28 protein-coding genes and 1 tRNA gene are annotated in these 25363 nt (G+C 62.2%); 12 read left to right on the top strand and 17 right to left on the bottom strand.

What is annotated here, in order from left to right; translation table 11 throughout:
- Positions 1–188 precede the first annotated feature (188 nt).
- From B2828_RS05735 to B2828_RS05720, 4 genes are read left to right on the top strand one after another with little or no spacing between them, the layout of a single operon-like run.
- Positions 189–776: an RrF2 family transcriptional regulator gene (locus B2828_RS05735; protein WP_479632740.1), complete on the top strand. Its 588-nt coding sequence runs from the start codon at positions 189–191 to the stop codon at positions 774–776.
- Positions 773–1768, top strand: a complete 996-nt coding sequence (locus B2828_RS05730) for an ABC transporter substrate-binding protein (protein ID WP_479632739.1) — start codon at positions 773–775, stop codon at positions 1766–1768. The genes B2828_RS05735 and B2828_RS05730 overlap by 4 nt, the downstream gene beginning before the upstream one ends.
- A 32-nt stretch (positions 1769–1800) precedes the next feature.
- Positions 1801–2616, top strand: a complete 816-nt coding sequence (locus tag B2828_RS05725; RefSeq protein ID WP_479632738.1) for an ABC transporter ATP-binding protein — start codon at positions 1801–1803, stop codon at positions 2614–2616.
- On the top strand, positions 2617–3384 hold the full coding sequence (locus B2828_RS05720) for an ABC transporter permease (protein ID WP_479632737.1): 768 nt from the start codon (positions 2617–2619) through the stop codon (positions 3382–3384). It begins immediately after the preceding gene.
- Between the two features lie 541 nt (positions 3385–3925).
- Here B2828_RS05720 and B2828_RS05715 read toward each other — a convergent pair.
- The 5 genes from B2828_RS05715 to B2828_RS05695 form a co-directional block, all read right to left on the bottom strand.
- Positions 3926–4393 (bottom strand): acetolactate synthase, encoded by a 468-nt coding sequence (locus tag B2828_RS05715; protein ID WP_479632736.1) that lies wholly within the window; start codon positions 4391–4393, stop codon positions 3926–3928.
- Between the two features lie 50 nt (positions 4394–4443).
- A complete protein-coding gene (locus B2828_RS05710) occupies positions 4444–4893 on the bottom strand; it encodes a hypothetical protein (RefSeq protein WP_479632735.1) in 450 nt (149 codons plus the stop codon).
- Positions 4890–5687, bottom strand: a complete 798-nt coding sequence (locus B2828_RS05705; RefSeq protein ID WP_479632734.1) for a hypothetical protein — start codon at positions 5685–5687, stop codon at positions 4890–4892. The genes B2828_RS05710 and B2828_RS05705 overlap by 4 nt, the downstream gene beginning before the upstream one ends.
- Before the next feature lie 86 nt (positions 5688–5773).
- The gene (locus tag B2828_RS05700) at positions 5774–6313 is read right to left on the bottom strand and encodes a hypothetical protein (protein WP_479632733.1); all 540 of its coding nucleotides are present in this window, start codon (positions 6311–6313) and stop codon (positions 5774–5776) included.
- Positions 6314–6331: 18 nt separating this feature from the next.
- The gene (locus B2828_RS05695) at positions 6332–7018 is read right to left on the bottom strand and encodes a LysM peptidoglycan-binding domain-containing protein (RefSeq protein ID WP_479632732.1); all 687 of its coding nucleotides are present in this window, start codon (positions 7016–7018) and stop codon (positions 6332–6334) included.
- Between B2828_RS05695 and B2828_RS05690 the strand changes: the two genes are divergently transcribed.
- From B2828_RS05690 to B2828_RS05670, 5 genes are all read left to right on the top strand, one after another.
- Positions 7017–7265 carry a ubiquitin-like protein UBact gene (locus B2828_RS05690; protein ID WP_479632731.1) on the top strand — a complete coding sequence of 83 codons (249 nt, stop codon included), beginning with the start codon at positions 7017–7019 and terminating at the stop codon, positions 7263–7265. The genes B2828_RS05695 and B2828_RS05690 overlap by 2 nt on opposite strands.
- On the top strand, positions 7262–8137 hold the full coding sequence (locus B2828_RS05685; protein ID WP_479632730.1) for a proteasome subunit alpha: 876 nt from the start codon (positions 7262–7264) through the stop codon (positions 8135–8137). Before B2828_RS05690 ends, B2828_RS05685 begins: the two co-directional genes overlap by 4 nt.
- Complete coding sequence (locus B2828_RS05680; protein WP_479632729.1) at positions 8134–8880, top strand: proteasome subunit alpha; 747 nt, start codon at positions 8134–8136, stop codon at positions 8878–8880. Before B2828_RS05685 ends, B2828_RS05680 begins: the two co-directional genes overlap by 4 nt.
- Positions 8881–8933: 53 nt before the next feature.
- On the top strand, positions 8934–9608 hold the full coding sequence (gene trmD, locus B2828_RS05675) for a tRNA (guanosine(37)-N1)-methyltransferase TrmD (RefSeq protein ID WP_479632728.1): 675 nt from the start codon (positions 8934–8936) through the stop codon (positions 9606–9608).
- 114 nt (positions 9609–9722) lie between these two features.
- Positions 9723–10178 carry a lipocalin family protein gene (locus B2828_RS05670; protein ID WP_479632727.1) on the top strand — a complete coding sequence of 152 codons (456 nt, stop codon included), beginning with the start codon at positions 9723–9725 and terminating at the stop codon, positions 10176–10178.
- A gap of 11 nt (positions 10179–10189) precedes the next feature.
- Here the strand turns inward: B2828_RS05670 and murI are convergent, their stop codons facing one another.
- The 9 genes from murI to coaD all read right to left on the bottom strand — a co-directional run bounded on the left by murI (position 10190) and on the right by coaD (position 19858).
- Positions 10190–11017, bottom strand: a complete 828-nt coding sequence (murI, locus tag B2828_RS05665) for a glutamate racemase (protein WP_479632726.1) — start codon at positions 11015–11017, stop codon at positions 10190–10192.
- A 62-nt stretch (positions 11018–11079) separates the two neighbouring features.
- Positions 11080–12219 (bottom strand): glycoside hydrolase family 26 protein, encoded by a 1140-nt coding sequence (locus B2828_RS05660; protein WP_479632725.1) that lies wholly within the window; start codon positions 12217–12219, stop codon positions 11080–11082.
- Between the two features lie 50 nt (positions 12220–12269).
- Positions 12270–15629 (bottom strand): trifunctional glycoside hydrolase family 18/polysaccharide deacetylase/glycosyltransferase family 2 protein, encoded by a 3360-nt coding sequence (locus B2828_RS05655; protein ID WP_479632724.1) that lies wholly within the window; start codon positions 15627–15629, stop codon positions 12270–12272.
- 3 nt (positions 15630–15632) lie between these two features.
- A complete protein-coding gene (locus B2828_RS05650; RefSeq protein ID WP_479632723.1) occupies positions 15633–16418 on the bottom strand; it encodes a TatD family hydrolase in 786 nt (261 codons plus the stop codon).
- Positions 16419–16433: 15 nt separating this feature from the next.
- Positions 16434–17456: a beta-ketoacyl-ACP synthase III gene (locus tag B2828_RS05645; protein ID WP_479632722.1), complete on the bottom strand. Its 1023-nt coding sequence runs from the start codon at positions 17454–17456 to the stop codon at positions 16434–16436.
- Positions 17419–18453 (bottom strand): phosphate acyltransferase PlsX, encoded by a 1035-nt coding sequence (gene plsX / locus B2828_RS05640; RefSeq protein ID WP_479632721.1) that lies wholly within the window; start codon positions 18451–18453, stop codon positions 17419–17421. Before plsX ends, B2828_RS05645 begins: the two co-directional genes overlap by 38 nt.
- Positions 18454–18594: 141 nt before the next feature.
- A complete protein-coding gene (gene rpmF, locus B2828_RS05635) occupies positions 18595–18777 on the bottom strand; it encodes a 50S ribosomal protein L32 (protein WP_479632720.1) in 183 nt (60 codons plus the stop codon).
- Positions 18778–18821: 44 nt separating this feature from the next.
- Complete coding sequence (locus tag B2828_RS05630) at positions 18822–19295, bottom strand: YceD family protein (RefSeq protein WP_479632719.1); 474 nt, start codon at positions 19293–19295, stop codon at positions 18822–18824.
- Positions 19296–19345: 50 nt separating this feature from the next.
- On the bottom strand, positions 19346–19858 hold the full coding sequence (gene coaD / locus B2828_RS05625) for a pantetheine-phosphate adenylyltransferase (RefSeq protein WP_479632718.1): 513 nt from the start codon (positions 19856–19858) through the stop codon (positions 19346–19348).
- 155 nt (positions 19859–20013) lie between these two features.
- On the opposite strand from coaD, the gene B2828_RS05620 reads away from it, so the two are divergent.
- Complete coding sequence (locus B2828_RS05620) at positions 20014–21447, top strand: serine hydrolase domain-containing protein (protein ID WP_479632717.1); 1434 nt, start codon at positions 20014–20016, stop codon at positions 21445–21447.
- Positions 21448–21532: 85 nt separating this feature from the next.
- Here B2828_RS05620 and B2828_RS05615 read toward each other — a convergent pair whose 3' ends face one another.
- Genes B2828_RS05615 through hisI form a run of 3 tightly spaced genes read right to left on the bottom strand, consistent with a single transcriptional unit; the run spans position 21533 to position 24052 of the window.
- A complete protein-coding gene (locus B2828_RS05615) occupies positions 21533–22096 on the bottom strand; it encodes an anthranilate synthase component II (RefSeq protein WP_479632716.1) in 564 nt (187 codons plus the stop codon).
- A 16-nt stretch (positions 22097–22112) separates the two neighbouring features.
- Positions 22113–23636, bottom strand: coding sequence for an anthranilate synthase component I (trpE, locus tag B2828_RS05610; protein WP_479632715.1), 1524 nt, complete (start codon positions 23634–23636; stop codon positions 22113–22115).
- Positions 23633–24052 (bottom strand): phosphoribosyl-AMP cyclohydrolase, encoded by a 420-nt coding sequence (gene hisI, locus B2828_RS05605; RefSeq protein ID WP_479632741.1) that lies wholly within the window; start codon positions 24050–24052, stop codon positions 23633–23635. Before hisI ends, trpE begins: the two co-directional genes overlap by 4 nt.
- Before the next feature lie 289 nt (positions 24053–24341).
- Here hisI and B2828_RS05600 point away from each other — a divergent pair.
- Positions 24342–24416: transfer RNA gene (locus B2828_RS05600), tRNA-His, on the top strand.
- A gap of 94 nt (positions 24417–24510) precedes the next feature.
- The gene (gene prmC, locus B2828_RS05595; RefSeq protein ID WP_479632714.1) at positions 24511–25353 is read left to right on the top strand and encodes a peptide chain release factor N(5)-glutamine methyltransferase; all 843 of its coding nucleotides are present in this window, start codon (positions 24511–24513) and stop codon (positions 25351–25353) included.
- The last annotated feature ends 10 nt before the right edge of the window (positions 25354–25363 follow it).

Raw genomic sequence — 25363 nt, 5'->3', positions numbered from 1 at the left:
CCCCCACTGTCCCCACGGCCCCCGCTGCCCCGGAAGCCTCGGCGACGCCCGAGCCCGCCGCATCCCCGGCCACCCCGGCCACCAGCGTGCCGGAAACGCCGGAAGCGCCCGCCCCCACGCCGGATAAATAGAAGGTTGATTCAGCAAATCGCTCCGGCTAACCTCACGTTTGGTAGAAAGCTCTCTCCATGAAGGTCTCCAAACGATGCCACTACGCGTTGCGGGCGTTGGTCGATTTGGGAATAGCCCAGGCCCTGGGCCGTCCGCTGGTGCAGATCGGCGACCTGGCGCAGGAGGAAAACCTGCCGGTCCGCTTCCTGGAGCAGATTTTTATCCAGCTTCGCCACGCCGGGGTGATCGAGAGCAAGCGCGGCACCCTCGGCGGCTATCAGCTCGCCCTCCCGGCTTCTGAAATTCACTTCGGCGAAGTGATCCGCCTGCTGGACGGCGAATCGCTGGATACCGCCTGCGCCGATTGCGGAGAAAACGCCGCCTGCCGCTACCCTGAACCTTCCGTTTGCGGGATCCACGCCCTTTTTTGCCAGGTGGACCGGGCCGTTTCCGACATCGTCGACCAGACCACCGTCGGCGACACCGTCCGGCGCACTTTGCGGAAGATCAGACGCAACAAAATCGCGGTTCCCTTTGTCAAAATGTTAATGAGGCGGACCCCTCGGAAGCCGTCCGCCGCCCGTACCGTTCCAACCAAGAAAACGGCCAAACCCGTGCGGGTCAAAACGCGCCGGAAGCCGATTCGCAAAAGACATGGCCTATGAAACCGGAGAAATTCAACCTCTGCAAATTCGCACCTTTCCTCCTGCGGGCGAGCCTCCTTATTTGCCTCGCGTGGGGCCTCTGCGGGGTCGCGCGGGCGCAGCAACCCGTCGTGCGCTTTGGCCATTTTCCCAACATCACCCACGTCCAGGCGCTCGTCGCCCAGCACCTTTCCCGGCAGGGGAAGGGGTGGTTTGAGGAACGCGCCGGGGTGAAGGTGGAGTGGTATATTTACAACGCGGGCCCGAGCGCCATGGAGGCGGTATTCGCCAACAGCATTGACATCACCTACGTCGGACCGAGCCCGGCCATCAACGCCTACGCCAAGTCCAACGGCGCAGAGGTGCGGATCGTCTCTGGAGCAGCCAACGGCGGGGCGGCGCTCGTCGTCCAGCCCGGCCTCGGCATCGCCACGGGGGCCGACTTCCGGGGAAAACGGATCGCCACGCCGCAGTTAGGCAATACGCAGGACGTGGCCTGCCGCGCCTGGCTCACCGCCCAGGGGCTGAAAATCACCCAGCTCGGCGGCGACGCCCAGGTGATCCCGACGCCGAACCCCGACCAGCTGTCCCTCTTCGTTCAGAAAAAGATCGATGCCGCCTGGACCGTGGAGCCGTGGGTCTCGCGGCTGGAAAGAGATGCCGGGGGGAAGGTATTCCTGGAGGAAAAGGACGCCGTCACGACGGTCCTGGTTTCGAGCGTCAAGTTCTTGAACGAAAAGCGCGATCTCTTGCGCAAGATCACCGCCGCGCACCGGGAGCTGACGCAGTGGATCAAAGACCACCCCGAGGAGGCGCAGGCGATGGCCGTCGAGGAGCTTTACGCCGAGACCCGTTCCAGGATCGCGCCCGAGCTGGTCGCCTCGTCGTGGAAACGCATCGAGCTGACCAACGATGTCTCCATGACCAGCTTGAACACCTATGTTGCCAACGCCCAGAGCGCCGGATTTCTGAAAAAAGTCCCCGACTTGAAAGGGCTCGTGGTGACGCCTTAGCTGGTAGTTAGTGTGATTGGATCAACTTCCCCATGTCGCTTCAAGACGAACTCCGCAGCGTACCGGCCAAGCTCCTTATCGAAGGCGTGAGCAAGGACTTCACGGCGCGAGGCAAGGTGGTTCGCGCGCTGGATCAAATTTCGCTCCAGGTCAACGAGGGGGATTTTGTTTGCCTGGTGGGGCCGAGCGGTTGCGGTAAATCAACCCTGCTCAATATCATCGCGGGTCTCGAAAAACCGACCGAGGGCCGCACGCTCATGGACGGCAAGGAGGTCACGGGGCCGGGCCGGGACCGCATGGTGATGTTCCAGGAAAGCGCCCTCTTCCCGTGGCTCGACGTCATGGGCAACGTCCTCTTTGGCCTCAAGCTCAAGCCGAACCTGACGCCCTCCGATCGCCGCGAGGTCGCCCAGTATTACCTGAAGCTCGTTGGCCTCGACGAGTTCGCACATTCGAACATCCACGAGCTCTCCGGCGGCATGAAACAGCGGGCCGCGCTGGCCCGTTCGCTGGCGCCCAACCCGCGCGTGCTCTTGATGGACGAGCCCTTTGCCGCGCTCGACGCCCTCACGCGCGAGCAGCTCTACGGCGATATTCAGCGCATCTGGGCTCAGCGCAAAAAGACCATCGTTTTTGTCACCCACAACGTGCGCGAGGCCGTCTGCCTGGGCGACCGGGTCGTTCTCTTTTCGCCGCACCCGGGCCGCATCCGTGAGGAATTTCATATCGACCTGCCGCATCCGCGCGACATCAATTCCGTGGAGCTGGCTAGTCACTCAAGCCGCATCACGCGAGCCTTGCGCGGCTACACCGCCGAAACGCCCGGAGCCGAATACGGAGCCGAATAAATGAAACGCGTGCTTTCCTCCCTCATCTTTTTCGCCCTCTTGATTTTGGCGTGGCACCTGGTGGTACTCTCCAAGCATTGGTCCGTTGTGCTGCTGCCGGACCCCGCATCGGTGTGGGAATACCTTAAGGGCGCGGCGGCCGACGGCACCCTGGCCGAGGCGACGCTGATTACCCTGCGGCGGCTGCTTGTCGGCTACTTGATCGGCGCGGTGCTGGGGATCCCCATCGGGCTGCTGACGGCCCGCTTCCAACTGGCCGAGGACACCGTGGGCGTCCTGGCCCTGGGGTTGCAAACGCTGCCGAGCGTCTGCTGGGTGCCGCTGGCGATGCTTTGGTTTGGCCAGACGGAGGGGGCCATGCTCTTCGTGGTGGTCATGGGGACGCTCTGGTCGGTCATCATTTCCACTGACAATGGCGTGCGCAACGTGCCCCCGATCTACGCCCGGGCGGCGCGTACCATGGGGGCCAAGCAGTTCTACACCTGGACGCGTGTGATTCTCCCGGCCTCGCTCCCGTTCATCGTCAGCGGGATGAAGCAGGGCTGGGCCTTCGCCTGGCGCTCGCTGATGGCGGCGGAGATTTTTGTAACGATCCTGACCGGCTTTGGCCTGGGGCAGCTGCTCCACTTCGGCCGCGAGCTCAACGCGATGGACCAGGTCATCGGCATTATGTTTGCCATCGTGGTCATCGGGCTCCTGGCTGACAAAATTTTCTTCTCCCCCGCCGAGCGTTTCCTCCACCGCCGCTGGGGCACGGGGCGTTCTTAGCCGCCCCCCGGCAATCTTTTCCCGGCCGCTTTTTCCCGAAAGCCCGAACGCCGGTTAAATAGGGGATTCGCCAATTATGAAAACACTGGGATTTTGTGGACTGGGGGCGGTGGTGGCATTGGTTTCGGGCTGTGAATGCACTCCGCCGGTAAGAGAATGTGTGATGACCCGGGAGTGTGTCGCGCCCGCGCCGGTTTTGGAGGCCAAGGAGGTTTGCAGGCCGGCTTGCGCAAGCACGATGACTACGGTAATCAAACGCGACGCGGCCTGCCCGGCGCTGCCGCCGGTGGGGGAGATCAGGGTGGAAAACAACCCCTGCGCGCCGCGGACCAAGCTGGTGTTCGTCTCGGTGCGTCCGACTGACGACCGCTGCTACAACCCCGAGAGCAATAACTTCGAACGGCCCTGGCCGTGGGGCCCGAATAATATCGGGTCCTGCCGTATTTGCAGGTGAATGGGTAGATTGGAGACGCGGCGGGGATGGCGCGAGCCATCCCCGTATTTTTTTGCCGGTGTTCCGCGGAGGGTATTGCCGGTAATATTACCGGGAAATATCGAGCTGGCTCAAGATTCTGAAGCTGTGGCTTGTGAGCACGGCCACGGCGCAGTCGTTGTCCTCCACGTGCAGCGCCATTGCTGTGTTGCCGCGGGGGCGGGGCAGCAGGCCGTAGCTGCCGTGGATGTTGACCTCGGCCATGAGTAGCGCGGAGAGAAGCTTCGAGAGCTCGCTGGCCCCCTCGCGCAGTTCCACCACCAGGACGTTGCTGACGGAAAACGGGACGTCGTGCAGTTCGAAAAGCTCCTGCGCCTGCTCGGGATCGCTGACGATAATGCGCACGATGGCACAGTCAGCCGAGTCCTGGATGGCCAGTGCCAGCACGTCGATGCTCCGGTCTTTCAGGAGCTTCACAATCTCCGCCAGAATGCCCACTTTATTGGGCAGAAAGATGGAGAATTGTTTTACTCTGGGGCCAGAGATTTTTTCAGTAGTCTTGGTTGCGGATTCCATGGATTCCCCTCTCTCTCTTCAAGTATCTTTGGGCTTTGTAGGGCGCCTGATTATTTATAGCTATAGAGCAGACAAACGGTGGCCGGGTCGCCTTCAAGCTCCTGGATGCGGAGGATGTACGGACCGCTGGCCTGGGGCGAAAAGCCCGCGGCCGCTTGTGCTTCGTTTTCGTAGAATTCAGTCGGCACCGGCTTTCCTTTTTCGTCGAAAACCGTGACCGCGATCTTCCGGGCCGGGCCCGCTCCGGCGGCGATGAACCAATACTGGTTGCCGCTGTAGAGGTTGACCTGGACAAACTTGGGTTCCTTGCGGGAAACCGGCAGGAAGATGTGGCTGTCGCGCGTTTTAAAGCCCTCGTTGGAGAAGGCTCCGGCGACTTCGAGCGCGCTGGAGCGGGCCTTGACCTCGATGTCGGAGGGCCCGGCGGGGTCGGTTTTGGCGGGGTCGGCCTTGGCCACTGCCAGGGTCAGCATAAAGAGGAGTGCCAAGGTGCTTCTCATGGCTTTTTCTCCTTCGTGGTGGGCTTGGTGGAAATCCGTTTCATGAGCTGGCTGGACGCCTCTTTTATCTCTTTAACATCGTTGAGGGAAGGCGTTTTGTCGCTGGAAAAAGAGACGAGCGCCTGGAGCTGGGGCAGCCCTTCGGCGAGCTCGGCGACGACCGGGTCGTCCTTGGCTTTTTGCGGCAGGCCTTCGAGCTTGGAGCGCATCAGGGCGATGATTTCCGGCTGGCGCAGCAGCTTGGCGGCCGCCGGGGTGTAGTTGTCGGCGATCCAGCCGCTGACGATCTCGGTCCCGCGAATCCACGCTCCGATGCTGACGAGGCTGACCAGCCCGGCGTCGTGCTGTTGCTGGAGGGAGAGCTTGACCTCGTTCTGTGTGGCTTCGAGCTCCTCTTTGAGGGTGTTCCACTCGTTGCGCTCGGCGAAATCAAAGATGCTGTTGCCCCGGGCGATGACGCTTTCGCTCACGGCCAGGTTCTTGGCCAGGGCGATGATGTCTTTGCCGGTGTTTTTGACCTGCTGGGCGTCTTCGGCCTCGATGGCGATGTAGCCGTCGGCGACCAGGCCGCCCAGGTTGAGCGCGATCTGCGCCCGGCTGGAGAAGCTCGTCGGGATCGGCGTTCGATAGCGCGATTGCCAGTTCGGCTTGGCGACCTTGTTGAGGGCGGCCATCAGCTCGGCAGGGGTCGGGATGGAGATTTCCTCCACCTGCATTACGGAGGCTAGCTCCTTGGGCGTCAGCGGGGCGGTGCCGGTGGCCATGGCCAGGCTGGCGCTTGCCAGGAGAATCACGATAGAACGACGAAAAAACATCATAAAGAAGGTTCGGGGATGGCTGGGGGTGGCGCTTTCCTTTGAGGGCGGCGCGCTAGTGGGCTTCAGGCATCCTCGCTGTTTTTGCCAATGCCGAGGATGTCCTCCAGCTCGGCCGTGCGGGCTTCGGCCTTGGCCCTTAGCTCCTCAGCGGTGTTGCGAAGAAAACGTTCGTGGACGAGGGCTTCCTCCAGTTCCCTGACGCGGGCTTGCAGGCTGTCGCGGGCGCTGACGCGGATGGTGGCGGGGGAGGGGATTTCCGGCGGCTGGAAGACTTGGGTGAATTCCTTGAGCGTCCGGGCTTCGCCGGTCTGGCAGTTGGTTAAAGTGGTATCCAGGGAGATTTCGCCGCTGTTGTAGAACTCGCGGATGGCGCCAATGGTGGTCGGCCCGTAGAAGGACCCCGGCTCAACGCCCACCAGGTAGTCCATGTGCAGCTCGGGGATCATGGGCGCCTTAACCCAGGTGGTTCCGTCGCTGGAGACTTTGTCCAGCGGCGAGATGAAGGCGTCTACGGCCCATTGATGAAGCTGCGAAAACGGCATCGGTCCAAACACGTCGTCGCCGTCCTTTTTCATGAGGTACCATTTGGCAATGTCTTCCATGTTCTTTTTTTTGGGGGGTTAAGGGTTGTTTTGGGGGGTGGGGGAAGTTGAAGCGGAAGGGGCTGCTTGCGGCGTGGCACCCTTGGGGAGGATCAGCGTCTGCCCGACCTGCAATTTCCGTTCATCCTCGATCTTGTTGACGCTGAGTAACTCCGAGACGCTCGTACTATGCGCCCGGGCGATGGTCGTCAGGGTTTCTCCCCGTTTGACCACATGTGTGAGCTGCCCGGCGGCGTTGGGCGCGTCGCTATGAACCGGCTCGGCTCTCGCGATTGCAGGGACGCTGGAGTCGCCCGCCGCGGTGGTGGGGGCGGAGGTCTGTACGGAGGGGCCAGAAAGGTGGCTGGCGGTATCGGGAACGGGCGCGGCGGAGGGCCGGGCGAGGAGGGCGGTATTGAGGCGATTGAGCTGGTCGTTCAGGGTCTCAATCTGCTTTGCCTGGAGCTCAGTCTTTTGTGTAAGTGCCTCAAGCTGTTTGGCTTGCGTATCTACAATCTGCTTCTGGGTATCGGCCAATGCGGTGAGCTGAGCCGCGATCTGGTCGAGGCGTTTATTCTGCTCTTCAAACCCGTGCTGAACCACCTGCGCGGGGGTGGGCCGAAGCTGGTGTTTAGAGAGGGGGACTTGGTCCTCTGCCTGGGCAGCCGGGCGTTGGGTAAAAGCCATAAGCGCGATCAAAGCGCAGAAACGAAACCAACGATGCATGGCTCTACCTTTCTCATGGCTGCACGGTGAAGGCAAGCTCTGCGGAGAGTTTTCAACGAGAACAAAAGATATGCCAGAGAGGACTCAACAACCATTGGCCCCTACACCCTGGGGCCCGAAACAGGGAGACGGCGGTGGACCCCACTCGCCGGATGTGTCACGGCCCGATACCCGGGATTTGCTCAAACGGATGCGCCGGGTGGACCCCGACCAATCCAAACGCTACCGCCAACGCACTGGCCAATGAATACATTTCACCCCCAAGCGGAGGAAACCTTTGCCCGGATGCCGGATTTCGCGGAGGTGCTGCGGCGCCATGGTGTGCTGCAGGAGCCGCCGCCGATTCCCGCAATGAACGCCTCGGCGGCCTCGGCTGCCGCGACGATCGGCGGCGTACCGGTCACCCAGGCAACGACAATCCTGGCCTTTAAATTCTGCGGCGGCGTGCTCGTGGCGGGCGACCGCCGGGCCACGGCCGGGAATCTCGTGGTCTACGACCGCGCTGACAAGGTGTTGGAGATCGACCAATACTCACTCATGGCCATTGCCGGGGTTCCGGCCACGGCCTGGGAAATGGCCCGGATGCTGGAGCACACGTTCCAGTTCTACCGCCGCAGCCAGCTCCAGGAGCTGAGCCACGAAGGGAAGGTGCGGGCGCTCTCCAAGCTGCTGCGCGATAATCTCGGCTTTGCCATGCAGGGGGTGGGGGTGGTGGTGCCGCTCTTTGCCTCCTACGATATCCAGGCCGCGACGCCGCGCCTCTACTTCTACGATGTGATGGGAGCCCGCTTTGAGGTGGCCGACTTTGCCGCCTCGGGGTCCGGTTCGCCGTCCGTCCGGGCAGTGTTGCAATACGCCAACGCCTATGGGCCGCGCCCGCTGCCCAAGATGAACGAGGAGGAGGCCCTCCTGCTGGCGCTGCGCGCACTCGACACCGCCGCGCAGAACGACACGGCCACCGGCGGGGTGGATCGCCATGCGCAGGTTTACCCGATCATTAAGATCGTCAACGAAGGCGGCATTACCACCGTGCCCGAAGCCGTCCTGGCGAAAGCCTATCAACGCGACCTCCAGTCGCTGCCAAAGAACGCCGTGCTCTTAACCACCGAAACCGAATGACCGAAGAACCGTACCGTTGGGTCGAGGCGATCCAGAACCGCCGCGAATACATTCACGAGCAGCTTGCCGCCGGGAGCCCGATTGTGGCTCTGATTTGCGCCGACGGGGTGCTTATGGTGACCGTCAGCTACGGCCAGAAGAAGCTCTTCGAAATCTACGACCGCATTGCCCTGGGGGCGATCGGCCACCCGGGCGACATCGAGCGGCTGCGCATGAGCGCCATCGAGGTGGCCAGTGCCGAGGGGTTTAACCGCTCGGCCTGCGACGTCTCGCTGCGTCGCATGGCGGCCTATTCGCTGAGCCCCGCGCTGAAAACCGCCTTTGAGCAGATCTACGGCTCTCCTTTCCTGGCCCGGCTCCTCTTTGTGGAGCTTGGCCACCATGATGAGCCGGATTTACTGCTTCAGCTCGATTACGACGGGGCCTTTAAGGTTAACAGCAGCGCCATTGGCGACCGCCCGGAGCCCTTTGCCGTGATCTCGGGCCGGGAAAGCTCTGCGCATGCCATGGAGCGCTTCCTTCACGACCGGGCCAGCGCCGATCTGGGGCAGTCCGAGGCGCTCGAACTGGCTGTCGAGGCCTGGACGGTGGGAAAAATCGCGCTTTCCGATGAGGACGGGGCGGACCTTCCGGATGCCGAAGCCATCGCCGCCTGCCGCAAGGACGAATTGTCGCGGGGGGCCCTGGAGGCGGTGATCCTGGAGCGTAAGGCCTCGGGGAACTCAACCTTCCGGCATTTGTAGGGCAAAAATGATCCGGCCATTGCGGCGCGGCCCTGCTTTGGTATGTTGGGCGGGTGCGTATTGATATTTTGACCCTGTTCCCCGGACTTTGCGAAGGCGCACTGGCCGAAAGCATGATGAAACGAGCCCAGGAGAAGGGGCTCGCCTCGCTGCACGTCCACAACATTCGCAACTGGGCCACCAGCAAGCACCTGACCACGGACGACGCCCCCTATGGCGGCGGCCAGGGGATGGTGATGAAGTGCGAGCCGGTTTTTGCCGCCGTGGAGGCGCTCAAAACTCCGGAGAGCCGCGTCATCCTGATGACCCCCGCCGGGCGGCCTTTCAAGCAGCAGATCGCGCAGGAATACGCCTGCCGTAACCAGCACCTCATCCTCCTGTGCGGGCATTACGAGGGGATTGATCAGCGAGTGATCGACCAACTGGTGGACGACGAGCTTTCCATCGGCGACTACGTGTTGACCAATGGGGCCATTGCCGCCGTGGTCGTTACCGACGCCATTGTGCGGCTGATTCCCGGCGTCCTGGGCGACGAAGCCTCGGCCGCGGAGGATTCTTTTTCTGACGGGCTCCTGGAGTTTCCGCAGTACACGCGCCCGCTGGAGTTCCGGGGCTGGAAGGTGCCGGATATCCTCCTTAGCGGCCACCATGCCGAGATCGCCAAGTGGCGGCACAACATGGCGCTCGAAAAAACCCGTAAGAACCGGCCCGATTTGCTGGGGGAGTAGTGGGGGGAGCCGGGCCGTCATAAGACGCTCTCGTATTCAGGTCGCCAAGATGGGGATTCGGTGCGAGATTGTGGCATGCTCGGCCTTCTGCGGATCTTGCGGGGAGAAGTTTCCATGCCGGAAGGGCTTTCGGCAGTGCACGGCTTCGAGCCCGCTCGCTACCTGGGCAAATGGTACGAAATCGCCCGGATGGATCATTGGTTCGAACGCGGCCTCACCCAGGCCACGGCGGAATATTCGCTCCGGCTCGATGGTTCGCTGGAGGTCCTTAATCGCGGCTTCGATCCGGGAAAAGGCTGCTGGAAGCAATCGCGGGGCATCGCCCGGTTTTGCGGTTCGCCAGACCGGGGCAGTTTAAAGGTCTCGTTTTTTGGACCCTTCTGGGGAGCCTACCATATTATTGCGTTGGACCAGGAGCACTACCGGTATGCCATGGTGGCGGGGCCGAGCTACTCCTACCTGTGGATTCTCGCCCGGGAGCCGCAAATCGACCCCGAGGTCAGAGACCGCCTTTTGGAACAGGCGCGCGCCAGCGGCTTTGACACCGCCAAGCTGATCTGGCCTGGGTAAGCCGCCCTTTGCTACTTCTGCACCTGGGCGGTGTGAATCTCCCCGACGCTCAGGCCGAGGGCCTCTTCAGCCACGGTGAGGAAAACGTCGGCCGGATCGGTGAGGGCCACCTGGAGCGAGCCTTGAGCCTCCTTAGGGGCGCTCAGGCGGTGCGTTTCCAGCAGTTCGCCCACGGCGATGGCGCAGTTTTCTCCAGAATCGACCAGCCGGATGTCGGGGCCGAGGTAGCGCGCGAGCGCCTTTTTCAACAGCGGGTAATGCGTGCAGCCCAGGACGAGGGTGTCGATGCCGCTTTCCGTCAGGTCACCCAGGTATTCGGCGATAATCGCGTCAGTGATGCTGCTCTGGAGCCAGCCCTCCTCGATGGTTGGCACCAGCATGGGGCACGCCTTGCTCGTGACGCGGACTTCCGGGGCGAGCGCGTGGATGGCTTTCTCGTAGGCGCCGCTCCGGACGGTGGCCCGCGTGCCGATGACGCCGATGTGGCCGTTCTTTGTCCGGGCCACGGCGGCCTTGGCTCCCGGCAGGATCACGCCCGTGACGGGCACCGGCAGGAGGTGCTCCAACTGCGGGAGCGCCTGAGAGGAGGCGGTGTTGCACGCCACGACGATCATCTTCGCCCCCCGGGTGAGGAGCAGTTCGCTGATCTCGACGGAGTAGCGCTCGATGGTGGCCTGGCTTTTATTGCCGTAGGGGACGCGCGCCGTGTCGCCGATGTAGAAGATGGCCTCGTGCGGCAGGCGGCGGCGGAGCTCGGCGACGACGGTGAGGCCGCCGATGCCGGAATCAAACACGCCGATGGGCTGGTGCGAGGAAATGGGTGTGGTGGTCTGGTCCATCTGGAGTAGCTATTACGGACGAACTCGCGGCGAAGTTCAACCCGAAAGCCGCCTGATGCCAACTACTTGGTTCCCCGAGCCGGGGAAGCGGGAACCAGGATGGGGCGGTCGAGCCAGAACGGATTGGCGACGCCCTGGCGGTAGGCGGCAAGCGATTCCGGGGAGGAGTTGGCCCGCAGGTTGGAGTATTCGCCGTTGGGGTTCTGCCAGCGTTCGTGCCAGAAGACGGCGGCTTTGATGCGCGGGTACTGGGCCTCGATGGTTCCCAGGGCGTCTTTGACGAAGCAGGCTTTGTTGCCGAACTGCGGAAACTCGCCTACGCCCCATTCGGCCAGCATGACCGGTTTCGTCGGATCGAGCGCGCAGATCTCCATGTAGGGCCAGCTGATGAGGGGTCCGAAGCCGCACCAATCCTCGTCGGTGAACTGCATTCCGTAGACGCTGTAGCCGAGCCAGTCCACGTAGTCGGGCCCGGGGTAGTACTGGCCGATCATGTTCCAGGTATCCTGGGGCGTGGAGTAGTTGACGGTGTGGAAGACCCAGAGCACGTTGTGGGCTCCGCGTGCGCGCACCCGGTCGACGACGTGGCGGTAGGCTTTCTTGAAGGTCTCGGGTCCCTGGAACGGCCCTGGGAGCCCCTCGGGGAATTTTTTGCCCGGCTGGATGTAGGGCGACGGGGTGCCAGGGATCTTGGTGCCGCCTCCGTAGAAGAAGCCGGACCACGGGAACCAGGTGCCGTTCATTTCGTTGGCGAAGGAAACAAAAATCGGGTGCCCGTAATCGCGCGCCGCGTCGCCCCACTTGTCGATGTAGGCGTCCCACTGGCCTTCGATGATCGAGGTGAGCGAAAAGCGATCCGGGCCGCGCTCCTGCTCGTAGGGTTTGTCCCACGGCGACCAGAAAACCAACGGAACGCAGTTGTGGCGGCGGATGATGTTCAGATTGGCCGATGGGAAGCTCTGTTCACCCCAGTAGCTGGAGGAAGCGATGATCGCCTGGTGTTTGCCCACGAGCTTTTCGAAGGCCTCGATGCCTTCGAGCGTCACCTCGTCTTCGTTGTCGCCGAAGTCGATATAAGCCCCCGTGTAGGCCCCTTTTTCCGGCACGGCCACGGTGAGGGGCCCCTCGTCCTTGGGTTCGGGTGCGGAGGAGGGCTTGCACCCGGAGAGCGCCAGGGAAAGCCCCAGAGAAAGGGCCAACACAGGGGTCCTCATCAAGTGAAAAATGCCCTTCGTGTGAAAACCGAACGTCCTCATCTGATTTTGACCTCCACGCTGGCGGTGCGTTCGAGCTTACCCCAGGTGACCCAGGCGCCCTTGCACGCTTTTAAGATCGAGAGCCAGACCACCCAGCTCAGGAGTGGCCGGTAGATGAATCGCATCGGGATGATCAGCCACGATTTGCGGATCGGCTCGTCGTCCATAGCGCACGCGATGACGGCCAGCAGCATGTCCATGGCCAGGAAGGCGGCGAAAAAGACCGCCATGGCCGCGGCGTCGCCCGCCAGGATGGAGAAAATGAGCAGCACGTCGATCAGCGGCGTGATGGCCACGAGCAGGATCTGGCAGAACCAGACGCTCGGGATGGCGAACCACCCCAGGGCCTTGAACTCGGGGTTGAAGAGAAGGTCAGCGTGCTTCCAAAGGCACTGAAGGGTACCAAACGCCCAGCGGAAGCGCTGCTTAGCCAGGCTGCGGAGGGTCTCGGGCGCTTCCGTCCAGGCCACGGCGTTGTGGGCATAGGCGACCTTGTATCCGAAGCGGTGGAGGCAGAGTGTGAGGTCGGTGTCTTCGGCCAGGGTGTCGAGGCTGAAGCCGCCCGCCTCGTCCAGCGCGGCGCGGCGCAGCGCGCTCACGGCCCCGGGGGCTACGGTGATGCAGTCCCAGACGGCGTAGGCGCGGCGATCCAAGTTAAAGCCGCAGGTGTACTCCAGGCTCTGGCAGCGGGCGATGAAGCGCCTCAGGTTACCCACCTTGGCGTGGCCAGAGACCGCGCCGACCTTCGGATCGGCCAGCGGGGTGACCAGTTCGCCGATGGTCCGGGGCTCAAAACGGGTGTCGGCGTCCAGGAAAACGAGGATTTCGCTTCGCGCCATGCTCAGCGCCGTATGGAGCGCCTGCGATTTGCCTCCGTTGGGCTGGCTGCGGAAGCGGATGCGCGGCTCGGCCTGGGCAAGGCCCTCCAGAATGGCGGCGGTTTCGTCGCTCGATCCGTCGTCCACGATGACGACCTCCATGGCTCCCGCGTAATCCGTATTGAGCACCGATTCGACCGTGCTGGCGATCACCTTGGCCTCGTTGTAGGCGGCGATGATGACGCTGATGGGCGGGGTGAAAGCGGGAGCGGCCACCTTGTTGCGGCGGTGATGAAAAGCGGCCAGCGCGGCGACGATGAGCCCGCGCACGACGACGAGCCCGGTGGCTGTGATCATGAAGGCCCAGAGGCCCTGCAAAATGCGGTGCCAGATAGCAAAGCCGACCCCCGTGACCATGCGCGCATAGGGCTGCTGGGTTTTATTGAGCGGCGGCATCAGCTCGTCTTTCGGGATATGGAGCAGTTCGGAAAGCGGGACGATGCGGTCGCCGCGCTCCTGGAGGTAATCGATGATCTTCGGCAGGGCTTCGACGGTCTGGGCGCGGTTGCCCCCCGCGTCGTGGAGCAGGATGATGTTGCCCAGGTCCCGCTCCTCCTTGACGTGTTCGACGATGGCGTTGACGCCCGGCTTGGACCAGTCCACGGTGTCGATGCCCTCCATGACCATCAGGTAGCCAAGCTCGTCCTGCACTTGCTTGAGCGGGAGGATTTCCTTGAGGCGGCTCGGGCTGGAGTCGGCGTTGTAGGGCGGGCGGAAGAGGATGGTGCTGTGCCCGGTGATGCTCTGGAGGAGGAACTGCGTGGCGTTGAGCTCCAGCTCCAGTTGTTTTTTGGAAATTTCGGCGACGTTCGGGTGCGTGTAGGTATGGCTGCCGATCTCGTGCCCCTCGGCGACGATCCGTTGGACCAGCCCGGGATTAGCCTCCGCCTGCACCCCGAGGATGAAAAAGAGCGCCTTGATGTTGTGCGCTTTGAGGATGTCGAGGATCTTCGGTGTCCACTTCGGGTCGGGCCCGTCATCGAAGCTCAGCGTGATGGCGTGCTCGTCGCCCGCGCCTTCGTGGAAAACGGTCGGGTAGGTGGGAAAATCCGCCGTGTAGGTGGCGGCGTAGCGCTCGTTGATCTTCTTGATGACCCGCACGCCGTCGTCGCGCGTGTCGTCCACGGTGATGACTTCGCCCTGGCCCACGTTGGTGACGCAATCCGAGGTGTGCATTTTTCCCAGCGCCTCAAGGGCCGCGGGGGCGGGGGCGTCTGGGTCTTTCCAGTTGAGGACGTCCCAGATTTGCGGGTCCTCCTCGCCCAGGCGCTGAATGGCGACGCCGGAGAGGTCCATTTTTTTGACCGCCCGGAGCTCGTTTAAAAAGGTGATGGCGTCCAGGAAGCAGACGGTGTGGTTGCCGCCCGGCTCCTGGTAGCTGAAGGTGGGGTTGAAGCTGACGGTGCCGGTCTCCACGGTGCTTACCCCGGCGTAGCTGGCGCGGCTCATGGCGTCGCGGAAGGAGATTTCCTCGCCGCGCCGTTTGCCCTCGGTCCAGTCGTAGCCGTAGGAGCCGAGAGTGGCCACCCAGAGGTCGGAGCAGTCGTAGTCGTCGATGACTTTGAGCCAGCCTTCGAACCAGTCCTGCGAGGCGATGGGCCCGGCGGGCTCATCATCAGAGGTTTCGTCGCAGAGGCTCGCCACGAAGTGATCGACGGTGCCGGTGAGGCGGCCCAGGTCAAAGTTGTTGATCTCCTCGCTCATCGGTACCTGGAGCCAGAGCTCCTTGCCGACGGCGTGGAGCGCGTGGGCGATCTGTTCGACGAGCATCGTCAGGTTGGCCCGGTTGGCGGGGTCCACCTGTTGCCAGTCGAGCATGATGCCGCCCGCCTTGGCTTCCTGGATGGCGGAAAGCAGCTTGATGACGAAGTTGGCCCGGCGCTCGGCGGGGCCGTTGGCGAGGCCCTCGACCGCCTCGGGAACCCACTGGCGGCCGTTGAGGTTGGTCAGGATGGGCACCAGCGTGACGTTCTGCCCGGCGGCCGCGCGCTGGACCTTGCTGATGTCCTGGAAATAGGCGTTGCCCTCGCCGTCGAGCATGGTGCCCCACTCGGCGAAAAGGTGGGTGATCTGCGAGCCGTGCTCGGTGAGGGAGCGGAGGCTTTCGGGGTCCCAGTCGCAATAGTAGGCGGCCCGGATGCCTTGCGAACCCTTGGGCCGGGGGGCCACGGCGGCTTGGCGCTGGGCGGCGGCGCGGCCAGGGCCGTAGGGGTTGTTGGAGAGGTTGGTTTTGGTGAATTTCTGCCAGTCCATCACCTTCGGCTGGGCGAGGTCGGCCTGCTGGGCGATGGCACGCAGCTGTCCCTTGATCTGCCGGACTTGCTGTGGCAGGCGCAGCTGCGGCTTGACGAAAAGCGACTGGGTGAACCCGGTGAGCGCTGTCAGGATGACCAGGGCGGCGAAGATCCCGGAAAGGCGCAACCGCGACCAACGTTTGCCCGCCGGGTCGTGGAATACAAACGGTTTGGGGGAGGCCATAGACTACGAGGCGAAGCGGAAGAAGGCGCTGGCGGCCGCTTCGGTGTCGGCGGCGACCCGTTCGAGGGGCTCTCCGCGCAGGTCGGCGATTTTCTCGGCGGTTTGGCGGGTGAAAGCTGGTTCGCACGGTTTTCCCCGGAAGGGAACCGGCGCGAGGTAGGGGCTGTCTGTTTCGACCATATAGCTCCCGCTGGGAATGGAAGCAGCGCAAGATTGCATAAGGTGGCCGTTTTTAAAAGTCACAATCCCGGTGAACGAGATGAGGTGCCCCAGGGCGACGAGGCGCCGGGCGTCGGCGGGCGAACCGCCAAAGCAGTGGAAGACGGCCCGGAATTTCCCCGCGAAGGGTTCCATCAAGGCGAGGGTTTCCTGAAAACATTCGCCCCGCTGGTGGATGCAGACGTTGAGGCCCCGCTCGGCGGCCAGTTCGAGGTGGGCCGTGAAGAAGCGGGCCTGGGCGGCCTTGATTTCCGCGACGCCCGTTTCCGGCAGCCGGTAGTAATCGAGCCCTGTTTCGCCGATGGCGACTACTTTGGGGTGGGCTGCCACTTCCCGCAAACCGGCGAGATCGGCCGGGTCGGTTTCGTGGGCGGAGCCGGGGTGGATGCCGACGGCGGCGTAGATTTGCGGGTGCTTTTCCGCGATTTCGAGCGCTTTGCGGCTGCTTTCGAGCGTGGTGCCGATGGTGACGATTCGCGTCACACCCGCCTGGGCCGCCCGTTCAAGAACGGCGTCGATTTGCCCTTCGAACTCGGGGAAATCCAGGTGAGCGTGGCTGTCGGTGAGCATTCTCTGGAAGAATACCTACCACTGAATGGCGGAGCAAGCCCACGTGAGGCCGCCACCGAAGACGACGAGCAGGATGTAGTCGTCTTTCTTCATCCGGCCGGTGCGGTTGGCTTCGTCGAGGGCGATGGCTACGGCTGCCGCGCTGGTGTTGCCGTAGTTTTGCAGGTTGACGAAAACTTTGTCCTGTCCCAGTCCGAGGCGGCTCCCAATGGCGTCGATGATGCGCAGGTTGGCTTGGTGCGGGATTACGCAGGCGAGATCCTTGGCGGTGAGGCCCGCCGTTTCGAGGGTCTGGTGGGCTGCGGAGACCATGGCGGTGACGGCGTGTTTGTAGACGTCCTTGCCGTTCATCTTGATGGTGTTGGGGCGCGCTTCGATGTTCTCCTTGGTCAGGGGGAGCTTGCTGCCGCCGCCCGGCATGTGAAGGATCTCGGCGTAGTCGCCGTTGGCCCCGAGGGTCGTGTGGATGATGCCGTGCGAACCGGGACGGTGGCGCAGGATGGCCGCGCCCGCGCCGTCGCCAAAGAGGACGCAGGTGTTGCGGTCGGTCCAGTCGACGATGGTGGAGAGCTTATCGGCGCCGATGACCAGTACGGTGTCGCACGAGCGGCTGGAGATGAACTGCTGGGCGATCTCGATGCCGTAGAGGAAGCCGGAGCAGGCGGCGGAAAGGTCGAAGCAGATGGCGTGTTTGGCGCCGATCTGATTTTGCACGAGGCAGGCCGTGTTGGGGAACTGCATGTCGGGCGTGACGGTGCCGACGATGATCATGTCGATCTCCTCGGCGCTGATCCCGGCCTGGTCCAAGGCGGCCTGGGCAGCCTTCGCGGCCATGTTGCTGGTGGTCTCCTCGGGCGCGGCGATGCGGCGTTCCTTGATGCCGGTGCGCGTCGTGATCCACTCGTCGTTGGTGTCAACGAGCTTTTCCAGGTCGGCGTTGGTGAGAACCTTGTGCGGAACGTAGCTGCCGGTGGCGATGACGGAGACGGTGCGCTTGGGTTTATGCAGGCGCGTGGTGCGAGGCTGCTGCTTGTTCATTGTAGCGTTGGATTTGCTCCACAATCAGGGGATTGACCTGTTGGGAAATGCTCTGTGTTGCCATGCGGATGGCGTTCTTGACGGCGACGGGCGAACTGCCCCCGTGCCCGATGATGCAAACGCCGTTGATGCCCAGGAGCGGCATCCCACCGTACTCGTCGGCGCTGGTCCGTTTGCGGATGCTGACAAACGCCCCCTTGGCGAGCAGCGCGCCGACTTTGCGGACGGGGCTCTTGCAGATTTCCCGTTTGAGCCAACTAAAGATGGCTTTGCAAATGGCTTCGCTGGTCTTGAGGATGACGTTGCCGGTAAAACCGTCGGTGACGACGACTTCCACCGGGTTTAAGAAAAGGTCGTGCCCTTCGATGTTGCCTCGGAAGTTGAGGCCGGGGCAGTTTTTGATGAGGTCGAAGCTGGCCCGGGTGCACTCGTTGCCTTTCTCGTCCTCGGTGCCGATGGACATGAGGCCCACGGAGGGATTGTTGTAGCCGAGGACGTACTTCGAGTAAACCGAGCCCATGATGGCGTTGTGGACCATCTGCATGGGGGTCGGCTCAGGGTTGGCTCCGGCGTCGATCAGGACGAAAAGCCGGGTTTCGGTCGGGATGGTGGCGGCGATGCCCGGGCGTTCGATGCCGGGAAGCATCCGCAGTTTGATGGTTGTGGCGGCGACGCTCGCCCCGGTGTGCCCGGCGCTGACGACGGCTTCGGCCTCGCCGCTTTTGACGAGATCGACGGCGCGGGCGATGGACGAATCCTTCTTTTTCCGCACGGCGTCGATGGCATGGTCGCTCATTTCGACGACCTGGGTGCAATGGACGATCTCGATGCGCCGGTCGTTGCAGCCGATGCGCTTGAGCTCGGCTTCGACCCGGGGGGTGTCGCCCGTCAGGAAGAGGCGGGAGATGGCCGGAAATTCGGCGAGGGCCAGCGCGGCTCCCTCCACAAGCTTGGCGGGGCCTTCATCGTGGCCCATGGCATCGAGCGCGATTTTCATGCTTTTGGTTTTAAGAGGGATTTAAGAGTAAAATGTCCGCGGATTAGCCCGAAAAAGGGCACAGTACACCCCTCTCCGCGGAGAAAAAGACAGCCGCCCCACACGCGGCGGGACGGCTGAATTTAAGATGGGGCTGGGGAATTACGCGGCCTCAACCGTGACGACCTGACGGCCGGCATAGTACCCGCAAGCGGGGCAAACCGTGTGAGACCGGACCGTGCTGCCGCATTGGCCACATTTCCCGAGCTTGTCGGCGTGCCAACGGTTGGCGGCCTTGCGGGTGCGAAGGCGCATTTTCGAAGTTTTGCGTTTTGGGACTCCCATATCGAATCTTTCTGTCTATTTGTTGGCCTGTTTTGGACCTATTTTCAGGCCTCTTTATCGGCCTTTGGTTTAACGAGTTGGTCGAGCTTAGCCCAGGGATTTCGTTTCCCAGGCTCGGGCGCCGGTTCCGACTCTTCTATTTTAAGCACTCCGGCGCAACGGTTTGCGCCATTCCAGTCACAATGCGGATGGGGAGGCAGGGCGAGGAGAATATCTTCACGCGTTTCCTCCGTCAAGTCCACTGTCTCAGAAGTGCCCAGCTCTATTTGAACCGCGAAGTCGGGAATCTCGACGGTGTAGGGGAAGGGCGTCAGGCAGCGCACGCACTGGAGTTCGAGATCGACGGATAGGGAACCGGTGGCGAAGAGGCCGCCTTCGGAGACTCCGGCGTCCAGGCTGTAGCGCACGGGGCTCAATACGCGGACGATCTCGTCCTGGATCGCGAGAATTTCGTGATCTTCCTCTCCCTCGATGTGGAGGGTGCTTCCCGGAGGGATTTGGTTCAGGTGAATTTTCATGGCTTGGGACCCGGGCGGGGATGGTTCGGGAAGGGGCGGCTTCTTGGCTTCTAGTCGTTGGGAGCTTCGACGCCGATGACCTTCTTTCGGGAAAATTTTTCCTTGAGTGCCCGGGCGATACAATCTGGCACAAACGCCTCGATGTCGCCACCCAGCCTTGCGATTTCTTTTACCAGCCGGGAGCTGATGTAGGTGTACTCCTCTTTGGGCATCAGGAACATGGTCTCGATCTCGGAGTCGAGCTTGCGGTTCATGAGGGCCATCTGGAATTCGTACTCGAAGTCGGATATGGCGCGCAGGCCCCGGATGATGACGCTGGCTTCCACGGAGCGGGCGTAGTTGACGAGGAGGCCCTCAAACTGGCTGACTCGGACATTCGGATGCCGCTCGACGGTTTTTTCCAGGAGGTGCATCCGCTCGGGAAAGGTGAAGAGGCCGCTTTTCTCCTCATTGTAGGCGACGGTGACGACCACCTCGTCAAAAATACGGGCGGCCCGCTCGATGACATCGAGGTGACCGTTGGTGACGGGGTCGAAACTGCCTGGATATAAGGCGCGGCGCATGGGGTAAGTCTGAATGGCCGCCGCGCGCACGAAAAGAAAATTCCTATGTCCATTTTGCCGCCGGTAAGAATTGCTTCTTGGAAACCTGGGCGAAGATTTTAACATCCCGGTTTTTCTCCGGCGGCATTGGCCCCCGGAAACCCGCTTGAAGTACCATGACCGACCGATTTCAGTTACCCCGCTCCACGCCCGAGGCTCAGGGCATTTCCTCCAGGACTGTTCAGAAGTGGGTGAGCCTGCTCGACGAGCTTGAACACCCCCACGGCTTTATGCTTTCGCGCCACGGGACGGTGATCGCCGAGGGGTGGTGGACGCCGTATGGGCCGGAGGTGCCTCACCAGCTTTTTTCGCTGAGCAAGAGCTTTCTCTCCGTTGCGGTCGGCTGGGCGATCCGGGAAGGGCGGCTGGGGCTGGAGGACCGGGTGTGCGGGTTTTTTCCCGAGGAAAAGCCGCGGCATTCCCAGGAGCGTTTCGCCCAAATGACCGTGCGGCACCTGCTGACGATGTCGAGCGGCCACTCGGAGGATGTCGCGGGGCAGCTCCGGTACGCGGCGAGTGGCGATTATTTTCGGGCGTTTTTTGATTCCACGCTGGATTACGACCCAGGGACCCGGTTTGTTTACAATTCCGTGGCGAGCTACATGCTTTCGGCGATTCTCAACCGCGTCACGGGCGAAACGCTGGTCGATTACCTCAACCCGCGCTTGCTCCATCCGCTCAATATTCAGAACGCCTTCTGGGAGAGCTGCCCCAGGGGGATTGCGTTTGGCGGATGGGGGCTCTACCTGACCACCGGGGAGGTCGCCTGCTTTGCGGAGGCGATCCGCGCCAAGGGGCTCTGGGAGGGCAGGGAGGTGATCCCGACGGAATACCTGGAGCTGGCGACTTCGTGGCAGATCGACAATTCGATGAACGAAAACCCGGACTGGAAGCTCGGCTACGGGTTCCACTTCTGGCGTGGCCAGCATCAGAGCTTTCGGGGCGACGGCGCTTTTGGCCAATACGCCCTGGTGGTTCCCGAGGCGGGCTTGGTTCTGGCCATGAACTCTGGGATGGCCAACATGCAGTCCGTCTTGACGCTGGTTTGGGAGGTTCTGCTGCCAGGGCTCCACAATGAGGCGCTGCCGGGCGATCCCGAGGCGCTGCGGGAGCTGAGCGCGTCCACGGCTTCGCTCGCGCTGCCCATTGCGGGTCCCTGCGCGGCCCAGATGCATGAGGCCCGGGAGCGTGTGGCGTATCAAATGGCCGAAAACTCCGCTGGAGTCCGGCGCGTCGCCCTGGCTTTTTCCGGCGAAGCTTGTTCCGTGACGCTGGAAACCGCCACCGAGAGCGAGACCTTCCGAGCCGGGTACGGGAAGAATTTCTTTGGCGTGGAGACGCTCTTTTACCAGCGGCCCCGCAAAGTGGCCTGCTCCGCCGCGTGGAAGAGCCCGACGCATCTGCAAGTGATCTGCCACTATTACGAAACCCCGTTTTGCGTGACCTTCGACTTTCAGCTCCACGGGGCCGAACTGACCTTCGTCAGCCAGAGCAGTCTTCAGTTTGGCACCACTGACTGGGAGCCTCTCAAGGGAACGCGTCTATTATAACGAGAAAGCGCTGGAGGGAAATCCCCCCAGCGCCTCTCTAGCGTTAGTCAGTTGTCTGTTTGGTGACGCTGCCTTGCCACTTCCTCTACATATCGAGGAAGTTCTGGAGCAGCTTCTTACCCTCGAGGGTAAGAATGGATTCCGGATGGAACTGGACGCCGTGAATCGGGTATTCGCGGTGCCGCAGGCCCATGATTTCCCCCTCGGCCGTTTCGGCAGAGATTTCGAGGACGGACGGAAAGGTTTCTCTCTTTACCAAGAGCGAATGGTAGCGGGTGGCTTCGAACGGGCTCGGAATTCCGGCGAAAACGCCCTTCCCATCGTGCAGGATGGGGGAGGTCTTACCGTGCATGAGGCGGCCCGCGCGCACGACGTCGCCGCCGTACACATCGCCGATGGCCTGGTGGCCTAGGCAGACGCCCAGGAGCGGAAGCCGGGGCCCAAATCGCCGGATGACCTCGCAACTGATCCCCGCCTCCTTGGGCGTGGCGGGCCCGGGGGAAATACAGATGCGCTCGGGCTTGAGCGCCTCGATTTCCTCAAGCGTGATCTCGTCGTTGCGTTTCACAAGGAGGTCCGCGCCCAGTTCGCCGAAGTATTGCACCAGGTTGTAGGTGAACGAATCGTAGTTATCGATGACTAAAAGCATGGGTATTCCTCCTTTGTTAATGGTGGTGATGGCAGGAGGTGTCCACGCTCTTGGCGTGCTCGATGGCCCGCACGACCGCCATGGCTTTGTTCACGGTTTCCTGGTACTCGCCCTCCGGGGTGGAGTCGGCCACGTTGCCGCCGCCCGCCTGGATGAACGCCTTGCCGTCCTTGAGGAGCACGGAGCGCAGCGTGATGCATGAATCGTGGTTGCCGTCGAAGCCGAAGTAGCCGACCGCCCCCGCGTACGCCTTGCGCTTGCTCTTTTCCTGCTCGTTGATGATCTGCATGGCCCGCACTTTGGGCGAACCGGAGACCGTTCCAGCCGGGAAGGTGGCCCGCAGCACGTCGTAGCCGTTGGCCTCGGGCTTGAGCTTCCCGACGACGTTGGAGACGATGTGCATGACGTGGCTGTAGCGTTCGACGGTCATAAAGGCCGTGACTTTCACCGAGCCGAACTCGGAGACCCGGCCTACGTCATTGCGGGCGAGATCGACGAGCATGAGGTGCTCGGCTTTTTCCTTCGGGTCGGCGAGGAGGTCCTTTTCGTTGGCGAGGTCCTCCTCTTCCGTCGCGCCGCGTTTGCGGGTTCCGGCGATGGGGCGAATGGTGATGTTCCCGTCAATCGCTCGCACGTGGACTTCCGGCGAGCTGCCCACGAGTGCGAACTCGTCGGCGAACTTGAAGCAGAAGAGGTACGGCGACGGGTTGATGTAGCGCAGCGCCCGGTAGATTTGCAGGGCGTCGCCTTCGTAATCGGTCTCGAAGCGCTGGGAAAAGACGACCTGGAAGATGTCGCCCGCCTCGATGTATTTGCGGCCGCTGCGAACGATTTCGTAGAACTCTTCCTTCGTGGTGTTGCTCCGGACTTCCTGCGGCGGCACCTCCGAGTGGACGTTGACCGGCGGGAGGAACGCGGGGCGGGAGAGGCGCTCCATGAGGGCCTCGATCTTCTCGCACGCGACGTCGTAGGCGGTATCCGGGTCCCCGTCGACCAGCGTATTGCAAAGGATGCGCAGGCGGCGCAGCAGGTGGTCAAAAATGAGGAGGGTGTCCGTGATGAGGAACACCATGTCCGGCACTTCGTTGGGCGGATTTTTCTCCGTCGGGAGCGCGCCGATGGTTGGCTCGAAGAAGCGCACCATGTCGTAGGCCATGTAGCCGACCGCGCCGCCGGTGAAGAGGGGCAGGTCGGGCTGCTTGACCGGCTTGAAGCGCTCCATGAGTTTCTCCAGCTCCTTGAGCGGATCGCCCGGGGCCTGGTAGGTGCGGGTTTCCCCGGCCTCGGTCAGCGAAATCTCGCGGTCTCGGGCCGTAAAGAGGATGCGCGGATCGGTACCGACGAACGAGTAGCGGCCTCGTTCGTTGACGTTCTCGGCGCTCTCCAGCATGAAGGTGTAGCCTCCGCGGTCGAGCTTTTGGAAGGCCGAGATGGGCGTCTCGGCGTCGGCAATCAGCTCCGTGCTGACGGGGATGAGGTTGCCTTGTTTTGCCAGTTCGCGGAATTCCTCGCGGCTGGGCTTGATAAGATGGGTAGTCACTTTTTGTAAACTTGGTTTGGATCGAAAAGGCGATTTTCGGTAATCGGCAGGGGCGATCCATCCTTGTCGAAACCTTGGTAGAAACACGAGGCGTAGCCGGTGTGGCAGGCGCCGCCTTCCTGGTCTACTTCGAAGAGCAGGCAGTCTTGGTCGCAGTCGGCATACCATCGAATCACCTTCTGGGTGTGGCCGCTTTCCTCGCCCTTAAACCAGAGCTTCTGGCGCGAACGGCTCCAGTAGTGCATGAACCCCGTTTCGAGCGTCTTTTCAATGGAAAGCTTGTTCATCCAGGCCATCATCACAACGCGGCCGGCGGTCGGCTTGTCGTTGTTGGTCTGCTGAACAATGGCGGGGATGAGCCCGTCGGCGTTGAATTTGAAGTTGAGGTCCATGTGTGGGTCGGTTTGGTTCGGGATCAGTCTGGGATATAAAAAAAGCCCGACGATTCAGGGTTGGAATCATCGGGCAAAGAGTTCGACGCAAGGGTGGAAAAGCGATCGACCGCGGCGAGAAGCCGCGAGCCCGTCTGCTAATGCCACCAATGCAAGGAAAGTTTCACGGAAAAACGGTTACACCATGGGGCGAGGGGGAGGCAAGTGAAAAGTGTCTTTGATTTTTCTGAACTTTTTGGTTTCCGATTTTAAAAATCCGCTATAAAGTCCTCCTCCCTTCACCGCCCAAGCGGGCGTTTGAACCGGAAAAATGGTGGTCGTAGTTCAATGGTAGAGCTCCAGATTGTGGTTCTGGCTGTTGCGGGTTCGAGTCCCGTCGACCACCCCATTTTCCCTCCGTCTTCTTCGATGACGCGAGTTTATTAAATTCCCGCGAAATTCCCTCGTCCTTTTCCGGCGGGCGTGATCTATTTGCCCCTCCCATGAAACCCGTCCTAGAGGTGCTCCAAGCTACCACGGAGTATTTTGCGAAGCATGGCGTGGAGAGCCCGCGCCTCAATGCCGAGCACTTGATCGCGCACATATTGGGCAAAAAACGGATCGAGCTTTACATGGAGTTCGACCGCCCGCTGGGGGAGCGCGAGCTGGCCCCCTTGCGCGACCTGGTTCGCCGCCGCGCCCAGGGCGAGCCGTTGCAGCATCTCCTCGGGACGGTCGAGTTTCATGGCCGGGTTTTCGCCACCGATGCGCGCGCTCTCATTCCCCGGCCCGAAACCGAATTGTTGATGGAACTTATTCTTAAAGAACCGCTTCCAGAGGTGCCGTGTCTGCTGGACGTCGGGACGGGCAGCGGCGTCATCGCCCTGACCCTCGCGGCGGAGCTCCCTTCGGCTGACGTAACGGCCGTGGATGTATCGCCCGACGCGCTGGCCCTGGCCCGAGAGAATGCCGCCCGGCATGGCCTCGGCGAGCGGGTCAAGTTCCAGCAAAGCGACCTCTTTTCCTCCGTGGACGGCGCGTTCGACCTGATCGTGGCCAACCTCCCCTACATCCCTGGCGGCGAGATTGCCTCCCTTTCGCGCGAAGTCCAGCGCGACCCGCTCCTGGCTCTCGACGGCGGCCCCAAGGGGACGGAAATAATAGAGCGCCTCATCGCCGACGCGAGGGGGCATTTTAAGCCGGGTGGCAAGCTCGTGCTCGAAATCGGTATCGGGCAGGAGACCGCCCTTCAAACGGAACTGGCGACCCAAAATTATCGGGACATCCGCGCCGTGGCGGATTATCAAGGCATCCTTCGGTTTTTGTTCGCCTCTTTCTCTTCTTAGATAGCTTTCT

Source organism: Spartobacteria bacterium UBA695, from assembly GCA_002298145.1.
Taxonomy (GTDB): domain Bacteria; phylum Verrucomicrobiota; class Verrucomicrobiia; order Chthoniobacterales; family Chthoniobacteraceae; genus UBA695.
Note: the sequence above shows the minus strand (reverse complement) of the source record. Positions and strands in the feature narration are given on the sequence as shown.

Excerpts from the sequence above, each read along its gene's own strand:
- B2828_RS05655 (WP_479632724.1), bottom strand. The coding sequence starts at position 15,629 with ATGGCCTCCCCCAAACCGTTTGTATTCCACGACCCGGCGGGCAAACGT.
- B2828_RS05615 (WP_479632716.1), bottom strand. The coding sequence starts at position 22,096 with ATGCTTTTAGTCATCGATAACTACGATTCGTTCACCTACAACCTGGTG.
- B2828_RS05725 (WP_479632738.1), top strand. The coding sequence starts at position 1,801 with ATGTCGCTTCAAGACGAACTCCGCAGCGTACCGGCCAAGCTCCTTATC.
- prmC (WP_479632714.1), top strand. The coding sequence starts at position 24,511 with ATGAAACCCGTCCTAGAGGTGCTCCAAGCTACCACGGAGTATTTTGCG.
- B2828_RS05710 (WP_479632735.1), bottom strand. The coding sequence starts at position 4,893 with ATGAGAAGCACCTTGGCACTCCTCTTTATGCTGACCCTGGCAGTGGCC.
- B2828_RS05680 (WP_479632729.1), top strand. The coding sequence starts at position 8,134 with ATGACCGAAGAACCGTACCGTTGGGTCGAGGCGATCCAGAACCGCCGC.
- B2828_RS05730 (WP_479632739.1), top strand. The coding sequence starts at position 773 with ATGAAACCGGAGAAATTCAACCTCTGCAAATTCGCACCTTTCCTCCTG.
- B2828_RS05695 (WP_479632732.1), bottom strand. The coding sequence starts at position 7,018 with ATGCATCGTTGGTTTCGTTTCTGCGCTTTGATCGCGCTTATGGCTTTT.
- B2828_RS05670 (WP_479632727.1), top strand. The coding sequence starts at position 9,723 with ATGCCGGAAGGGCTTTCGGCAGTGCACGGCTTCGAGCCCGCTCGCTAC.
- B2828_RS05720 (WP_479632737.1), top strand. The coding sequence starts at position 2,617 with ATGAAACGCGTGCTTTCCTCCCTCATCTTTTTCGCCCTCTTGATTTTG.
- murI (WP_479632726.1), bottom strand. The coding sequence starts at position 11,017 with ATGGACCAGACCACCACACCCATTTCCTCGCACCAGCCCATCGGCGTG.
- B2828_RS05685 (WP_479632730.1), top strand. The coding sequence starts at position 7,262 with ATGAATACATTTCACCCCCAAGCGGAGGAAACCTTTGCCCGGATGCCG.
- B2828_RS05650 (WP_479632723.1), bottom strand. The coding sequence starts at position 16,418 with ATGCTCACCGACAGCCACGCTCACCTGGATTTCCCCGAGTTCGAAGGG.
- rpmF (WP_479632720.1), bottom strand. The coding sequence starts at position 18,777 with ATGGGAGTCCCAAAACGCAAAACTTCGAAAATGCGCCTTCGCACCCGC.
- B2828_RS05690 (WP_479632731.1), top strand. The coding sequence starts at position 7,017 with ATGGCTCTACCTTTCTCATGGCTGCACGGTGAAGGCAAGCTCTGCGGA.
- B2828_RS05700 (WP_479632733.1), bottom strand. The coding sequence starts at position 6,313 with ATGGAAGACATTGCCAAATGGTACCTCATGAAAAAGGACGGCGACGAC.
- plsX (WP_479632721.1), bottom strand. The coding sequence starts at position 18,453 with ATGAAAATCGCGCTCGATGCCATGGGCCACGATGAAGGCCCCGCCAAG.
- B2828_RS05620 (WP_479632717.1), top strand. The coding sequence starts at position 20,014 with ATGACCGACCGATTTCAGTTACCCCGCTCCACGCCCGAGGCTCAGGGC.
- coaD (WP_479632718.1), bottom strand. The coding sequence starts at position 19,858 with ATGCGCCGCGCCTTATATCCAGGCAGTTTCGACCCCGTCACCAACGGT.
- B2828_RS05630 (WP_479632719.1), bottom strand. The coding sequence starts at position 19,295 with ATGAAAATTCACCTGAACCAAATCCCTCCGGGAAGCACCCTCCACATC.
- B2828_RS05645 (WP_479632722.1), bottom strand. The coding sequence starts at position 17,456 with ATGAACAAGCAGCAGCCTCGCACCACGCGCCTGCATAAACCCAAGCGC.
- B2828_RS05715 (WP_479632736.1), bottom strand. The coding sequence starts at position 4,393 with ATGGAATCCGCAACCAAGACTACTGAAAAAATCTCTGGCCCCAGAGTA.
- B2828_RS05735 (WP_479632740.1), top strand. The coding sequence starts at position 189 with ATGAAGGTCTCCAAACGATGCCACTACGCGTTGCGGGCGTTGGTCGAT.